11 protein-coding genes are annotated in these 14,727 nt (G+C 41.6%); 6 read left to right on the top strand and 5 right to left on the bottom strand.

The features are described 5' to 3' along the window. Nucleotides 1–13 precede the first annotated feature (13 nt). From mreC to purH, 3 genes are all read right to left on the bottom strand, one after another. Nucleotides 14–859 (bottom strand): rod shape-determining protein MreC, encoded by an 846-nt coding sequence (gene mreC, locus WKU26_RS08375; protein WP_340321641.1) that lies wholly within the window; start codon nucleotides 857–859, stop codon nucleotides 14–16. Nucleotides 860–952: 93 nt separating this feature from the next. Continuing rightward, nucleotides 953–1,975, bottom strand: coding sequence for a rod shape-determining protein (locus tag WKU26_RS08370; RefSeq protein ID WP_269877135.1), 1,023 nt, complete (start codon nucleotides 1,973–1,975; stop codon nucleotides 953–955). A 92-nt stretch (nucleotides 1,976–2,067) separates the two neighbouring features. Further along, a complete protein-coding gene (purH, locus tag WKU26_RS08365; RefSeq protein WP_340321640.1) occupies nucleotides 2,068–3,591 on the bottom strand; it encodes a bifunctional phosphoribosylaminoimidazolecarboxamide formyltransferase/IMP cyclohydrolase in 1,524 nt (507 codons plus the stop codon). Between the two features lie 276 nt (nucleotides 3,592–3,867). On the opposite strand from purH, the gene WKU26_RS08360 reads away from it, so the two are divergent. Further along, nucleotides 3,868–6,156 (top strand): inorganic phosphate transporter, encoded by a 2,289-nt coding sequence (locus WKU26_RS08360; protein ID WP_340321639.1) that lies wholly within the window; start codon nucleotides 3,868–3,870, stop codon nucleotides 6,154–6,156. Nucleotides 6,157–6,930: 774 nt separating this feature from the next. On the opposite strand, the gene WKU26_RS08355 is transcribed toward WKU26_RS08360, so the two are convergent. Further along, the gene (locus WKU26_RS08355) at nucleotides 6,931–7,902 is read right to left on the bottom strand and encodes an ROK family protein (protein WP_340321638.1); all 972 of its coding nucleotides are present in this window, start codon (nucleotides 7,900–7,902) and stop codon (nucleotides 6,931–6,933) included. 153 nt (nucleotides 7,903–8,055) lie between these two features. Between WKU26_RS08355 and WKU26_RS08350 the strand changes: the two genes are divergently transcribed. The 5 genes from WKU26_RS08350 to WKU26_RS08330 are packed head-to-tail and all read left to right on the top strand — an operon-like array spanning nucleotide 8,056 to nucleotide 13,743. Then, nucleotides 8,056–8,775, top strand: a complete 720-nt coding sequence (locus tag WKU26_RS08350) for an ABC transporter ATP-binding protein (RefSeq protein WP_269877139.1) — start codon at nucleotides 8,056–8,058, stop codon at nucleotides 8,773–8,775. Nucleotides 8,776–8,779: 4 nt separating this feature from the next. Beyond that, on the top strand, nucleotides 8,780–10,030 hold the full coding sequence (locus WKU26_RS08345) for an ABC transporter permease (protein ID WP_340321637.1): 1,251 nt from the start codon (nucleotides 8,780–8,782) through the stop codon (nucleotides 10,028–10,030). Nucleotides 10,031–10,032: 2 nt separating this feature from the next. After that, the gene (locus tag WKU26_RS08340; protein ID WP_340321636.1) at nucleotides 10,033–11,277 is read left to right on the top strand and encodes an ABC transporter permease; all 1,245 of its coding nucleotides are present in this window, start codon (nucleotides 10,033–10,035) and stop codon (nucleotides 11,275–11,277) included. Nucleotides 11,278–11,317: 40 nt separating this feature from the next. Beyond that, on the top strand, nucleotides 11,318–12,418 hold the full coding sequence (locus tag WKU26_RS08335; RefSeq protein WP_340321635.1) for an efflux RND transporter periplasmic adaptor subunit: 1,101 nt from the start codon (nucleotides 11,318–11,320) through the stop codon (nucleotides 12,416–12,418). Next, nucleotides 12,415–13,743 (top strand): TolC family protein, encoded by a 1,329-nt coding sequence (locus tag WKU26_RS08330; RefSeq protein ID WP_340321634.1) that lies wholly within the window; start codon nucleotides 12,415–12,417, stop codon nucleotides 13,741–13,743. The genes WKU26_RS08335 and WKU26_RS08330 overlap by 4 nt, the downstream gene beginning before the upstream one ends. A 115-nt stretch (nucleotides 13,744–13,858) precedes the next feature. Here WKU26_RS08330 and WKU26_RS08325 read toward each other — a convergent pair whose 3' ends face one another. Then, a complete protein-coding gene (locus tag WKU26_RS08325) occupies nucleotides 13,859–14,701 on the bottom strand; it encodes a CvfB family protein (RefSeq protein WP_340321633.1) in 843 nt (280 codons plus the stop codon). Between the last annotated feature and the right edge of the window lie 26 nt (nucleotides 14,702–14,727).

Raw genomic sequence — 14,727 nt, 5'->3', positions numbered from 1 at the left:
ATCTGACCTGTTTTTAATTTTTTTCCATCAATTTCTCCAAATCTCCCAACTCCTCTCTTCCTTTAGCCGCTATCACCTGCACACTATTCAAACGTGCAAAGTTAGTAAAAAGCTTCACTCTCAGCCAATACGTCAATCCATCATGACTATCTTTCATATCATCCACTACTCCGATAGGAATTCCTTCAGGAAATACGGCACTATATCCACTGGTGACAATTGTATCTCCCAAAGAAAACTCAGAATGACGAGGCATATCTTTTACTAATGCATACTGAGAAGACCCTCCTTCCCACTTTAAAGCACCCAAATATTCTGTACGCTTTATCTTACAACTGATACTACTCTTGGCATTCAGTACGGAAAGTATCAACGAATAGTGAGAAGAAGTCTGATACACAATACCCACAACTCCATTACCATCAATCACTCCCATTTCCGGGCGGATTCCATCTTTCTCTCCTTTATTAATAGTAATATAGTTATTCAGACGGGTAATGCTGTTATTCACCACGTCTGCCGGATAGCATTGATAATCCCGTAACACATCTTCTTGCAAGCGTACAATAGAGGTAGTATCAGCTGTATAATGAGCCAGTTCCCTTTTCATCCTCTCGACCAGTAATTCCAGTTCCGTATTCCTTGCAACCAATGCCTTGTTTACTGAACGAAGTCCAAAATAAGAAGTAATATCACTTACCTCTTCACAAATCATGCCAGATAATGAGTTTGCCGAAGTAAAAAATACGCTTCCCTGATAGCTGTTAAAACGGAACAACAAGACAAAACTGATCACTTCCAAAAGAAAGAAAAGTAACCAGTAATTATATTTCAATAAGAAGCGTAGCAGATTTTGCATAAACAAAAAAGATTTTAATCACTTTAAGCAGTGCAAAGGAGACTATCATACAATCTCTTTTACACTGCTTAAAGAAAAAAGGAAGAAGAAAGATTATCTCATCAAGAATGAGAAACGGTCTACATTCTTCAATGCAATACCCGTACCCTTTGCTACACTCAGCAACGGATCTTCGGCTATATGGAAAGGAATGTTAATCTTCTCTGTCAGACGTTTGTCGAGTCCGCGAAGCAAAGCACCTCCACCTGCCAGATAAATACCATTGCTTACAATATCTGCATAAAGTTCGGGAGGAGTATTTTCCAAGGCATTCAGAATAGCTGTTTCCACCTTTGCTATGCTCTTTTCCAGACAATGTGCAATTTCCTGGTAGCATACAGGAATTTCCATAGGCAAAGCTGTAATACGATTCGGGCCTCTCACGATATAATCTTCCGGAGCATCGTCACCCAAATCGGTCAACGCAGCACCCACATGCAATTTGATACGTTCAGCCATACGTTCACTGACCTTGACATTATGCTGGCGAGCCATATATTCCTGGATATCAGCAGTCAGATCGTCTCCTGCAACACGGATTGAACTATTCGAAACGATACCACCCAAGGAGATGACAGCAATCTCCGTAGAGCCACCACCTATATCTACAATCATATTACCTTCAGGAGCTTCCACATCAAGACCAATACCTATTGCTGCAGCCATCGGCTCAAAAATCAGATAGACATCACGTCCACCTGCATGCTCTGCGCTATCACGTACAGCACGAAGTTCAACTTCGGTAGAACCGGAGGGAACCCCAATCACCATACGAAGTGAAGGAGTAAACAAGCGGCGTCCGGTGCTGGCTTTCTTAATCAAACCACGCATCATCTGCTCACACGCATTAAAGTCTGCAATTACTCCATCTCTCAACGGACGTACAGTACGGATATTCGGATTTTCTTTTTCATACATCAGTTTTGCACGTTCACCTACCGCAATCATTTTTTCCGTACGGCGGTCGAGTGCTACTACTGAAGGTTCATCTACTACAATCTTGTCGTTGCTAATAATAATGGTATTAGCAGTTCCAAGATCCATTGCTATTTCTTGTGTAAAGGAGAATAAACCCATTTTTTATCTTTTGAACTATTTACAAAACAGACAATGAAAGTATCTTGTTCAAATGCACTGGCAATTAAAACAAGATACTTTCACTGAAAATATTAATGTTTAAAGTGACGAACTCCAGTAATCACCATGGCTACCCCATGTTCGTTGCAGTACTGGAATGTCAATTCATCTTTTACCGATCCACCCGGCTGAATCACTGCCTTGATACCTTCTTTATCTGCAATTTCCACACAATCCGGGAAAGGGAAGAACGCATCGCTGGCCATCACAGCTCCATTCAAATCAAAGCCAAATGATTTTGCTTTTTCAATTGCCTGCTTCAAGGCATCTACACGTGAAGTCTGTCCCACTCCACTTGCTACCAGCTGTTTGCCTTTTGCCAAAACGATAGCGTTACTCTTGCTGTTCTTTACAATCTTATTTGCAAACAACATATCATCAATTTCAGCTTCCGACGGAGCCTTTTCTGAAACCTGCTTCAAGTCTTCACGAGTTTCAATGCGAGTATCTTTATCTTGTACCAATACTCCATTCAACAAAGAACGGAACTGTTTGCGAGGCATTTCAGCTGCTTTACGTACCAAAATAATACGGTTCTTCTTCTGAGTAAGAATCTGCAATGCATCCACATCATAATCCGGAGCAATAATCACCTCGAAGAACAATCCGTTGATTTCTTCTGCAGTAGCACGGTCTATCGGAGCATTTGTAACCAATACACCACCAAAAGCAGAAACCGGATCGCCAGCCAAGGCAGCCTTCCATGCTTCGAGCACAGTTTCACGTGAAGCCAGCCCACAAGCATTATTATGTTTCAGAATTGCAAATGTAGTTTCGCTAAATTCATCTATCAAATCAATAGCTGCGTTGATGTCCAACAAGTTGTTGTAAGAAATTTCCTTACCGTGAATCTGATCGAAAACCTTGTTTAAATCGCCATAGAAATAACCTCTCTGATGAGGATTCTCTCCATAACGTAAAGTTTTCTGGTCTTCTACCGCACAACGGAAAGCTGAGCCTTCTTCTCCATCGAAATAGCCGAAGATAGCAGAATCGTAATGAGAAGAAACAGCAAAAGCTTCTTTCGCAAACCAGCGACGTTCTGCCAATGTAGTGACCGCACCGTTTTCATTCAGGATATCGGCAAATGGTTTATACTGAGCCTTGCTGGCAACAATTACCACATCATTGAAGTTTTTGGCAGCTGCACGAATCAAAGAGATACCACCTATATCAATTTTTTCAATAATAGCCTGTGCATCGGCACCCGAAGCCACAGTATCTTCAAACGGATACAAGTCTACAATCACCAAATCAATCTCAGGAATCTCATATTGTGCAATCTGCTGGAGGTCTCCTTCCAGGTCACGACGGCACAAAATGCCTCCGAACACTTTAGGGTGAAGGGTTTTTACACGTCCACCTAAAATAGAAGGATAAGTTGTCAAATCTTCTACTGCCTTACAAGGGTATCCCAGTGACTCGATAAACTGACGAGTACCCCCTGTTGAAAGAAATTCTACACCTTCTGCATGCAACTTTGTAATAATCTCATCCAGACCATCTTTATGATAAACCGAAACTAATGCGGTTTTGATTCTTTTTGACTCTGCCATCGCTATAACTTTTTAAAATATTTGGGTACAAAGTTAGAAAAAATCAGTTGTATCTCATATAGTAACAAAAGGAAATATTATTTATTAAACATCATTATGGAAATATCCATCAATTTTAATACACCCAAAGAACGGATCTACCATTTAAACACCTTATCTATAATTATATATTCTGTATTCGACGGATTTTGTAACACAAATGTAACACATATGACACTTCAATATAATATGTCTGGGGTATTTTTGCACGCATAAAAACAGTACTAACAATATTATATGGAAACAGTTTATCTAGGAATTGTGATATTCCTTTTCATGCTGGCAGTATTCGACCTGCTGGTAGGTGTCAGTAACGATGCTGTAAACTTCATGAATTCCGCAGTCGGAGCGAAAGTTGCACGTTACAAAACAATTGTTATAGTAGCAGCAATCGGAGTGTTTGCCGGTGCAGTCATGAGTAACGGAATGATGGATATTGCCCGTCATGGAATTTTCCATCCGGCCAATTTCAGTTTCTACGAAATCATGTGTATTTTATTGGCAGTCATGGTCACTGACGTGGTACTGCTGGACGTATTCAACACATTAGGTCTTCCCACCTCTACTACCGTATCTATGGTATTCGAACTCTTAGGTGGTACATTTATCTTAGCTATTCTTAAAATAATCGGCGACGAAAGCGGACTTCTTTCATTGGGCGATATGATGAATACAGAAAAAGCGCTGTCCGTCATTATGGGTATCTTCCTGTCCGTAGCCATTGCTTTCATTGCCGGAACATTTGTACAATACATCTCCCGTCTGATTTTCAGTTTCAATTATAAGAAAAAACTTTCCTGGACAATCGGTATCTTCGGAGGTATTTCTGTAACCGCTCTTTCTTACTTCGTTTTGATAAAAGGTTTGAAAAGCGCTCCTTTCATGACACCGGAGTCATTAGCATGGATTCAAGAAAATACTACCATATTAGTTCTCGGATGTTTTGTTTTCTTCACCGCCTTAATGCAAATCTTGCATTGGTGTAAAGTGAATGTATTCCGTATCATCGTCTTACTAGGTACATTCTCTCTGGCTCTGGCTTTTGCCGGAAACGACTTGGTGAACTTTATCGGTGTACCTTTGGCTGGTTTTTCTGCCTACACAGACTATATGGCCAACTCAAACGGTACAGATATACACAATTTCATGATGACATCACTCATGTCGTCAGCCCAAACCCCGATTATTTTCCTGTTTGCTTCGGGAATCATCATGGTATATGCTCTTGCAACTTCTAAAAAAGCCAAGAACGTAATCAAGACTTCTGTCGACTTGGCCCGTCAGGAAGAAGGTGATGAAATGTTCGGTTCATCAGCTTTGGCCAGAACCATTGTGCGTCGTGCAACCAACATTAACGAATTCCTGACTCGTGTAATTCCGGCTAACGTACGCCAGTGGATAGACAGCCGTTTCAACAAAGATGAAGTGATACTGGAAAATGGTGCTGCATTTGATATGGTACGTGCTGCTGTCAATCTGGTATTATCAGGTCTGCTGATTATTATCGGTACAACCATGAAGCTTCCTCTTTCTACTACATATGTAACCTTTATTGTAGCCATGGGTACTTCATTGTCAGACCGTGCATGGGGACGTGAAAGTGCAGTTTATCGTATCACCGGTATGCTGTCAGTTATCGGTGGATGGTTTATCACTGCATTCGTAGCATTCACCATCTGTGCTTTGGTTACAGCCATCATGTTCTATACAAGTTTCGTGGGTATGTTTGTCTTCATCTGTGTAGCAGTCTTCCTCCTTGTACGCAGCAACATCCAATACAGCAAGAAAGAAAAGACCGAACAGCAGGACGATACATTCAAGCGTATGATGTCTACTAAAGACAAGAGTGAAATCCTTTCACTGTTACGCCAGCATGTAAAAGAAACCATGACAGACTACATCGAATACAGTCGCAACGCATACATTCAAGCAACTGACGGTTTTATCAATGAAGACTTGAAGCTTCTGAGAAAAGTCATCAACTCAACCGACGAACAGAAAAAGATGTTGAAGAAACGTCGCCGTAAGGAAATTTTAGGATTACGACGCATTCCTATCACCATCGCAATAGAAAAGAACACTTGGTTCCACTTGGGAAGCAACAGCTGCGAACAGATGCTTTACTGTTTGAAACGTATCGGCGAACCTTGTAAAGAACACGTGGATAACAACTTCAACCCTATTCCACAAGTTTGTATTGAAGAGTTCACCCCTATACGTCAAGAACTATCTCAATTAATGGAGCGTACCCGCACAGCTATCGATCAAAACAACTACGACAGTGCAGACGAAATTCTGAAGCAAGGAGATGATTTGAAAAACAAGATTTCAGCTCTTCGCAAGCAACAGATGAACCGTATGCAGGAAGTTGATACGACCAACCTGAAAGCATTAATGGTATACCTGAATATCCTTCAGGAATCACAAGAATTGGTAAGCATCTGGCGTCATTTGCTCCGTGCAAGCCGTTTCTTCCAGATGGACTATGTACCACAGGAAATGCCTCATCTTGCCGCTACAGAATAAACACACACAATATCCCTAGAATGAGAAACCCTGTAAAAGCTGAAAAGCTTTTACAGGGTTTTCTTTTTATATGATCTTTTGTTCTCTTTCTGACAAAATGTAAATATCCAATTTATTCTGCTGGTGCGATTATAATGAATGACAAAATGTCAAATCAGAGCCCCACAGGCAAGCAAATCTGGAGCTACATACAGAGTTTGTGAAAACAAAGGCCGTTTTTTAGCAGATACGATTTTCCATAAATCAAGCGAAAATCGAACTCACGCAGCAAATGTATAGAGCACATGGCCACTTTCCTCATAAATGCCACAAAATACACAGATATCAAGTACAGATTATCATGATAAAAATCACTTGATTTATTAGCAAAAAACATCAAAAAACGGCCTTATCAAAATAGAAAATCAGGAATTCATAGAAAAAAAACGAACATTTCAGAGAAAGAAGTCGACGTGACTAATCACATAAGCCTGCGCGATTAGTCGCGTAAGCCACCGATACTTGTATCGTCAGGCATCGATTCAAGTCACAAATTCGTTTATTTCCAGTCCCAAAACATGCCATACAGCATATTTCAAACGTGTTATAAAACAGGAAAAGCCCTCTTTTAAATACAAGAGTCGCATTTTTCTTCAAAATGCCGGTTAGCTAAAACCAAGAATAATCAGAATAATGACACATAAATTGCGTTTCCGCTATCAATATAACATCCATCTATAAACAAAAAAACGGCTGCCTTTTACAGACAGCCGCTTCTCTATGAATGTGGAAATATTATTCTTTCACTTCCCATCCCAATGCAGAAGCACCCAATACAGCAGCATCCGCATCTTTCAATTGAGAAAGCAACAACTTAGTCTTACCTTCGTAAATCTTAAGTACATTCTTATCGATAGCTCTCTGGATCGGTTTCATCAGATAATCTCCAGACTTAGCCAGACCACCGAACAGGATAATAGCTTCAGGGCTTGAGAATGCGATGAAGTTTACCAAAGCTTCACCCAGGATAGTACCTGTATATTCGAAGATATCCAAAGCCAGTTTATCACCTTTTATTGCAGCATCGTATACGTCTTTTGATACGATATCTTCTACCGGGATATTTCTCAGCAAACTTGGTTCAGTACGCTGTACCAGGAATTCACGTGCTGTACGTGCTACACCGGTAGCAGAGCAGTAAGTTTCAAGACATCCTTTACGACCACAACCGCACTGACGTCCTTCCGGATTCACAATTACATGTCCCAATTCACCGGCAAAACCATCGTGACCGTAAACCAACTGACCGTTGATTACAATACCACTACCTACACCGGTACCCAATGTAATCATGATAAAATCTTTCAAGCCACGTGCTGCACCATAAGTCATTTCGCCGATAGCAGCTGCGTTTGCATCGTTTGTCAAAGCTGTAGGAACACCTAACTTTTCTTCGAACATGGCAGCCAATGGAATAATTCCTTTCCATGGAAGGTTTGGAGCAAACTCAATTGTACCATTGTAATAGTTACCGTTCGGAGCACCTACACCCATACCTTTGATTTTTTCAGCACCACCTACTTGCTGCAACAGAGGAAGAAGTTTTTTGCAGACAGCATCTACATAATCTTCTACTTTGTCGTACTCCTGAGTCTTTACAGAATCAGAAACCAATACATTTCCACGAGAATCTACGATACCGAACACTGTGTTTGTACCGCCGATATCCATACCTACCACGTAGGGTTTTTCCATGTTTATTGTCATGATGATATATTATTTTAGGGTTAATTTATTGCGACAAATGTAACGAATACGTAAAAAACGCGCAAATTTTTTATTCATTTTATGACAGACTCTTGTAACTTTTCCTACCTTAGCAACGTCTAATGAGGTATAAAACGAACAGAAGACAAAAGTATGATACACTTGCACGAAATCAACAAAACCTATCATAACGGAGCACCGTTGCATGTTCTTAAAGGTATAAACCTGGATATTGAAAAAGGAGAGTTTGTATCGATTATGGGAGCATCCGGCTCGGGAAAATCTACTTTACTTAACATTTTAGGTATTTTGGACAACTATGATTCGGGAGAATACAGACTGAACGGAGTATTAATCAAAGACCTAAGTGAAAACAAGGCAGCCGAATACCGTAACCGGATGATTGGTTTCATATTCCAGTCATTCAATTTGATTTCGTTCAAAAATGCCATGGAAAATGTGGCATTGCCTTTATTCTATCAAGGGGTAAACAGAAAGAAACGGAATGAGCTGGCGATGGAATACCTTGAAAAACTCGGACTGAAAGAATGGGCTCATCACATGCCCAACGAGTTATCGGGCGGACAGAAGCAGCGTGTAGCTATTGCCCGTGCCTTGATTTCCAAACCGCAGATTATTTTGGCAGACGAACCAACCGGAGCATTGGACAGCAAAACATCGGTAGAAGTTATGAATATTCTGAAAGAACTTCACGAAAAAGAAGGACTTACCATTGTGGTGGTAACGCATGAAAGTGGTGTAGCCAACCAGACCAACAAGATTATCCACATAAAAGATGGAATAATCGAACGCATCGAAGACAATATTGACCACAACGCTTCTCCATTCGGACAAAACGGATACATGAAATAACATTATGCTCGACCTGATTCAAGAAATATATGCGACCATTATGCGCAACAAATTGCGCACGGCACTGACCGGTTTTTCCGTAGCATGGGGAATCTTTATGCTTATTGTGCTTCTGGGCGCCGGCAACGGACTGATTCATGCATTTGAAAACAGTTCGAAAGACATGAAAATGAACTCTGTCAAAATTTATCCCGGATGGACTTCCAAACCATATAAAGGATTAAAAGAAGGAAGAAAAATTTCCCTCAACGAAAAAGACCGCAAACTGACTGAAAGATCTTTCTCCGATCATGTAATCAGTACCGGAGCTACAGTCAGCAAAAGTGATGTCGTTCTTACTTACGAAAAAGAATTCCTTACCATCAATACGGATGGAGTTTTTCCAAGCTATCCGGAACTGGAGGCTATAAAGCTAAAGAAAGGACGTTTCATCAATGAACGGGATATGCAGGAAAAACGTAAAGTCATGGTACTTCACGAAAAGTCGGCCCGTATTCTGTTTCCCAAAACAGAACCTATAGGGAAATACGTCAATGCACAAGGAGTGGCTTATCAAATTATAGGAATCTATACAGACAAAAACAGTTTTTCTCCGTCTGCACTGGTGCCTTTTACGACCCTGCAATTAGTATACAGCAAAGGAGACAGTATTGATGATATCGGTTTTACTACCAAAGGGCTGACCGATATGGCCACTAACGAGCAATTCGAAAAAGACTATCGGAAAGCACTTGGAGAACAAAAATTCTTCGATGCAGAAGACGACGGAGCCATCTGGATATGGAATCGCTTTACCCAATATCTCCAACAGCAGCAAGCCAATGGCATACTTCATACCGTGATTTGGGTAATCGGAATCTTTACTCTACTAAGCGGTATCGTAGGGGTCAGCAATATTATGTTGATTACCGTACGAGAACGCACACACGAATTCGGTATCCGCAAAGCACTGGGTGCCAAACCTTCTTCCATTCTTTGGTTGATTATATCAGAAAGTGTGGTAATCACTACTTTCTTCGGATACATTGGTATGGTAGCCGGCATTGCCACAACCGAATATATGAATGTCATTGCAGGCAAGCAGACAATGGATATCGGAGTGGCTTCTATTACGGTATTCGAAAATCCGACTGTGGATATCAGCATCGCTATTCAAGCCACACTGACACTTATCATTGCCGGTACGCTGGCAGGGTTATTCCCGGCAAGAAAAGCAGTAAAAATACGCCCGATAGAGGCACTTAGAGCAGATTAAGTATGAGAAAGTTCGATTTAGACACATGGGAGGAAATACTTGTCACCATCACCCGCAATAAAACACGAAGCCTACTGACTGCATTTGGTATTTTCTGGGGTATCTTTATGCTGGTATGCTTAATGGGGGGTGCACAAGGTACACGGGATTTATTGTCAAGACAGTTCAAAGGATTTGCTACCAATTCCGGCTTTCTGGCCTCCAACCAAACCAGCAAGGCATACAAAGGTTTTCAGCAAGGACGGTATTGGGATTTGGAAAATAAGGACGTGGAGCGAATCAGACGCAATGTAATTGGTATTGATGTCATCACTCCTAACCTGACTCGCTGGGGCATCAATATAATACACAAGGAGAACAACATATCCGGTACTTTAAAAGGTTTATATCCTGTTTATGAAAAGATAGAAACGCCTCAAATAGTGTTCGGACGTTACTTGAATGATATGGATATCAGAGATAGAAGAAAGGTATGTGTAATCGGACAGCGTATTTATGAAAGTCTGTTTCCCGACAAGAGTGATCCTTGTGGAAAATACATTCAAATAGATAGTATTTATTATCGCGTAATTGGGGTGAATGCTGCATCGGGCAACATGTCTATCAACGGACAGTCGGAAACATCGGTAGTTATCCCTTTTACGACCATGCAACAAAATTATAACTTCGGAAAAAAGGTACAGTTGCTCTGCTACACGGCCCGTAAAGGATATCGAATCAGCGAAGTGGAAAAAGAAGTGGAACAAATAGTAAAACAAGCTCACATGATTCACCCGGACGACCAGCAAGCTATTATCCAGGTCAATGCAGAAGCCATGTTCAGTATGATGGACAATGTATTCGAGGGTATACGTATCTTGGGGTGGATGGTAGGACTGGGAACGCTGCTCGCCGGAGCCATCGGTGTAAGTAATATCATGATGGTGACAGTAAAAGAGCGTACTACCGAAATCGGTATCCGTCGTGCCATTGGTGCACGCCCCAATGATATTCTGCAACAGATTCTATCGGAGAGTATTGTATTAACTATTCTGGCGGGTATGATTGGTATCTCGTGTGCCGTATTCATACTTAACATTGTAGAAGAAGCGACAAGTACTCCTATAGATCCCGTGCATTTTCAAATCAGCTTTTGGGCGGCCATTGGTTCCTGTATCTTATTGATGATATTGGGTGTACTGGCTGGACTGGCTCCTGCCTACCGTGCCATGGCTATCAAACCGATAGAAGCCATCAGAGACGAATAATTATAATTCAACTAATCCGAAAATCAAAACAATCTTAAATATGAAAAAGTACATCAAAATTGCCGTACTGGTTCTGACAGGAATCATCATTATCGGAACGTTTGTTTTCCTTTACCAAAAATCACAACCAGAGGAAACCATGTATCACACCATGAAAGCAGAAAAGACCAATCTGGTGCAAACTACCGTTGCGACGGGAAAGATAGAACCGCGCGATGAGGTACAAATCAAACCTCAGATTTCGGGTATCATTTCTGAAGTCTATAAAGAGGCTGGTCAGACTGTAAAGAAAAACGAAGTAATAGCCAAGGTAAAGGTAATTCCCGAATTGGGAACACTGAATGCAGCCGAAAGTCGTGTCCGCCTGGCAGAGATGAACGGGAAACAGGCAGAAACAGATTTGCTGCGTATGGAGAAACTCTACGAAAGCAAACTGGTAAGCAACGAAGAATACGAACAGACACTGCTTGCAGCCCGTCAGGCTCGCGAAGAAATACAGGCCGCTAAAGATAATCTGGAAATCGTAAAAGAAGGAATCACCAAAAACAGCGCTTCATTCAGCAGCACACTGATTCGTTCTACTATCAACGGATTAATTCTGGACGTTCCCATCAAAGTGGGTAACTCCGTAATCATGAGTAATACATTCAACGACGGAACAACCATTGCGACTGTAGCCGATATGAGCGACCTTATCTTCCGGGGAAATATAGATGAAACAGAAGTGGGACGCATCCATGAAGGTATTCCTGTAAAGATTACCTTAGGAGCTTTGCAAGACATGAAGTTCGATGCAGTACTGGAGTATATATCTCCTAAGAGTGTAGAAAATAATGGTGCCAACCAATTCGAAATCAAGGCAGCCATTACCGTTCCGGACAGTGTAACTATCCGCTCCGGATACAGTGCCAATGCCGAAATAGAACTGCAGCGTGCCGAGAATGTACTGGCTATTCCGGAGAGTGCTGTAGAATTCAGCAACGACTCTGCCTTTGTATATATACTGAAAGACAGTACCACTACACAAGTATTTGAACGCAGACTGGTCAAAACCGGAATCAGCGATGGTATAAAAGTGGAAATTAAAGAAGGACTGAAAGCCAATGAAGTGGTACGCGGAATGAAAAAAGAAGCCATATGAAAAAGCAATATATCACCTTTGTAACGATAGCAGTTCTGTCTGCCGGCTCTGCCATGGCACAAAAACAATGGAATCTGAAGCAATGTATAGAGTATGCCATCGAGCATAATCTGACCATCAAGCAGCAGGAAGCAGCCAAAGACGAGAGTGCAGTAGACCTGAATACAGCTAAATGGAGCCGGTTACCCGACTTGAATGGTAGCGCATCGCATTCGTTCAACTTCGGACGAAGCCTGCAAATGGACAATACCTACCAACAGCTGAATACACAGAATACCGGTTTAAATCTCAACACCAGTATTCCTTTATTCACAGGTATGCAAATCCCTAACAAAATAGCCCTAAGCAAACTGAATCTGAAAGCGGCTGTAGAAGATTTAAACAAAGCCAAGGAAGACATCAGTATTCAGGTCACCTCCGCTTACCTGCAGGTATTATTCAATGAGGAGTTGGCAAAAGTAGCTCACGAACAAGTGGCCCTCAGTGAAGAAATGCTCAAACAAAAGACCGCTTTCTTCAAGGTGGGAAAAGCTTCCGAAGCGGAACTCTACGAAGCCAAGTCGAGAGCAGCACAAGATCAGTTGTCTGCCGTACAAGCCGACAACGAATACCGTCTGGCTCTTCTGGACTTGAGCCAATTGCTGGAATTACCAACTCCAGAAGGCTTCGGTATCGTTTCTCCATCCATCGACGAGAATAAAGATTTCAGCATACTGACTTCTCCTGCCGACATTTACAGCGAGGCCTTACTGATTAAGCCTAGCATCAAAGCTGCGCAATATCGCGTGGAAGGAGCTCAAAAAAGTATACGTATTGCTCAAAGCGGATATTATCCCCAACTCAGCCTGGGGGCCGGTATAGCCACCAGCTATTACAATGTTTCAGGAAGAGAGAACGGCAACTTCGGGTCACAATTGAGAGATAATTTCAGCCAATACATCGGATTATCACTCAATATCCCGATATTCAATCGCTTCTCTACACGCAATCAGGTAAGAAAAGCCCGTATACAGCAAACGACTCTCAGCTGGCAACTGGAAGATGCCAAGAAAGCTTTGTACAAAGAAATACAACAGGCATATTACAATGCAGTCAATGCAGAAAGCAAATTCGAAAGCAGTCGCACCGCCGATGAAGCTGCAAAGGCTTCATTCAATTTGATGAAAGAGAAATATGCCAACGGCAAAGCGACTTCAACCGAATTCAATGAGGCTCGTACAAACTGGCTAAAAGCTGTATCCGACCGTATTCAGGCTAAATACGATTATCTGTTCCGTACCAAGATTTTAGACTTCTATAAAGGAGTACCGCTGACCTTGGAATAAACGATGTACACTCGTATCATCAGAGCATATATTATATAAATAATAATCCCTTCTACTGACAGTTTTTCAGCAGAAGGGATTATTTATTCTATCAATCATACCAAAGAAGACTACGTTACTCGCCCAGCAGACGAATACCTTCCTCTTCCAACACTATCAAGCGTTTCTTATACAAATCGCCGACAGCCTTCTTGAATGTTTTCTTACTGACTCCAAATGTATTATAAACGGTTTCGGCATCTGTTTTATCATGAATGGAAGAATAACCGTCATGATCCTTCAGATACTGCAACAAGACTTCTGTAAAATCGTCTACCTTACGAGTACCTCCCGGCTGAAGCTGCAAATCAATCTTACCATCTTCTCTCACATGCTTCACATAGGCTTTCAGCTTCATTCCCACTTCTACCGTCTGGAATATCTCGTTGTGGAATAACATTCCGCTAAAGCGATTGTCGGCTATTACCTTAAATCCCAAGTCAGTTTTCTGCCATACCAAGACTTCCACTTCTTCTCCGGCACGATAAACCGGACGTTCTTTCGACAGATAACGCTCTACCTTGGCCGAAGCGACAATACGGTAACTTTCCTCATCCAGATGCACATGAACAATATAACGGTTACCTTTCACCATCTTCATCTTTTGTTCGCGGAACGGTACAAACAAATCTTTCATCAGTCCCCAATCCAGAAAAGCACCAAACTGGTTTACCCATGCCACTTCGAGGCAAGCAAATTCGCCTACCTGTACATACGGATGAAGTGTAGTAGCAACCAGACGTTCATCCATATCCAGGTAAATAAATACATTCAGCATATCGCCCGGCTTGCAGCCTTCGGGCACATAACGTTTGGGTAAAAGGATTTCACCGTCTTCGCCGCCATCAAGATACATACCGAAGTCGACTTCCTTTACCACCTCCAACTGATTATACTTTCCTAACTGTATATGACTCATATTTTCTTATTTTGCCGTAAAGATAA

The organism is Phocaeicola sp. HCN-40430 (assembly GCF_037890285.1).
Classification (GTDB): domain Bacteria; phylum Bacteroidota; class Bacteroidia; order Bacteroidales; family Bacteroidaceae; genus Phocaeicola; species Phocaeicola acetigenes.
This window is presented reverse-complemented; position numbering and strand designations above follow the sequence as displayed.

Bases quoted from the DNA above. Each gene is read 5' to 3' on its own strand.
- WKU26_RS08345 (WP_340321637.1), top strand. From the start codon at position 8,780: ATGCTCGACCTGATTCAAGAAATATATGCGACCATTATGCGCAACAAA.
- WKU26_RS08350 (WP_269877139.1), top strand. From the start codon at position 8,056: ATGATACACTTGCACGAAATCAACAAAACCTATCATAACGGAGCACCG.
- WKU26_RS08355 (WP_340321638.1), bottom strand. From the start codon at position 7,902: ATGACAATAAACATGGAAAAACCCTACGTGGTAGGTATGGATATCGGC.
- WKU26_RS08335 (WP_340321635.1), top strand. From the start codon at position 11,318: ATGAAAAAGTACATCAAAATTGCCGTACTGGTTCTGACAGGAATCATC.
- WKU26_RS08325 (WP_340321633.1), bottom strand. From the start codon at position 14,701: ATGAGTCATATACAGTTAGGAAAGTATAATCAGTTGGAGGTGGTAAAG.
- mreC (WP_340321641.1), bottom strand. From the start codon at position 859: ATGCAAAATCTGCTACGCTTCTTATTGAAATATAATTACTGGTTACTT.
- WKU26_RS08330 (WP_340321634.1), top strand. From the start codon at position 12,415: ATGAAAAAGCAATATATCACCTTTGTAACGATAGCAGTTCTGTCTGCC.
- purH (WP_340321640.1), bottom strand. From the start codon at position 3,591: ATGGCAGAGTCAAAAAGAATCAAAACCGCATTAGTTTCGGTTTATCAT.
- WKU26_RS08370 (WP_269877135.1), bottom strand. From the start codon at position 1,975: ATGGGTTTATTCTCCTTTACACAAGAAATAGCAATGGATCTTGGAACT.
- WKU26_RS08340 (WP_340321636.1), top strand. From the start codon at position 10,033: ATGAGAAAGTTCGATTTAGACACATGGGAGGAAATACTTGTCACCATC.
- WKU26_RS08360 (WP_340321639.1), top strand. From the start codon at position 3,868: ATGGAAACAGTTTATCTAGGAATTGTGATATTCCTTTTCATGCTGGCA.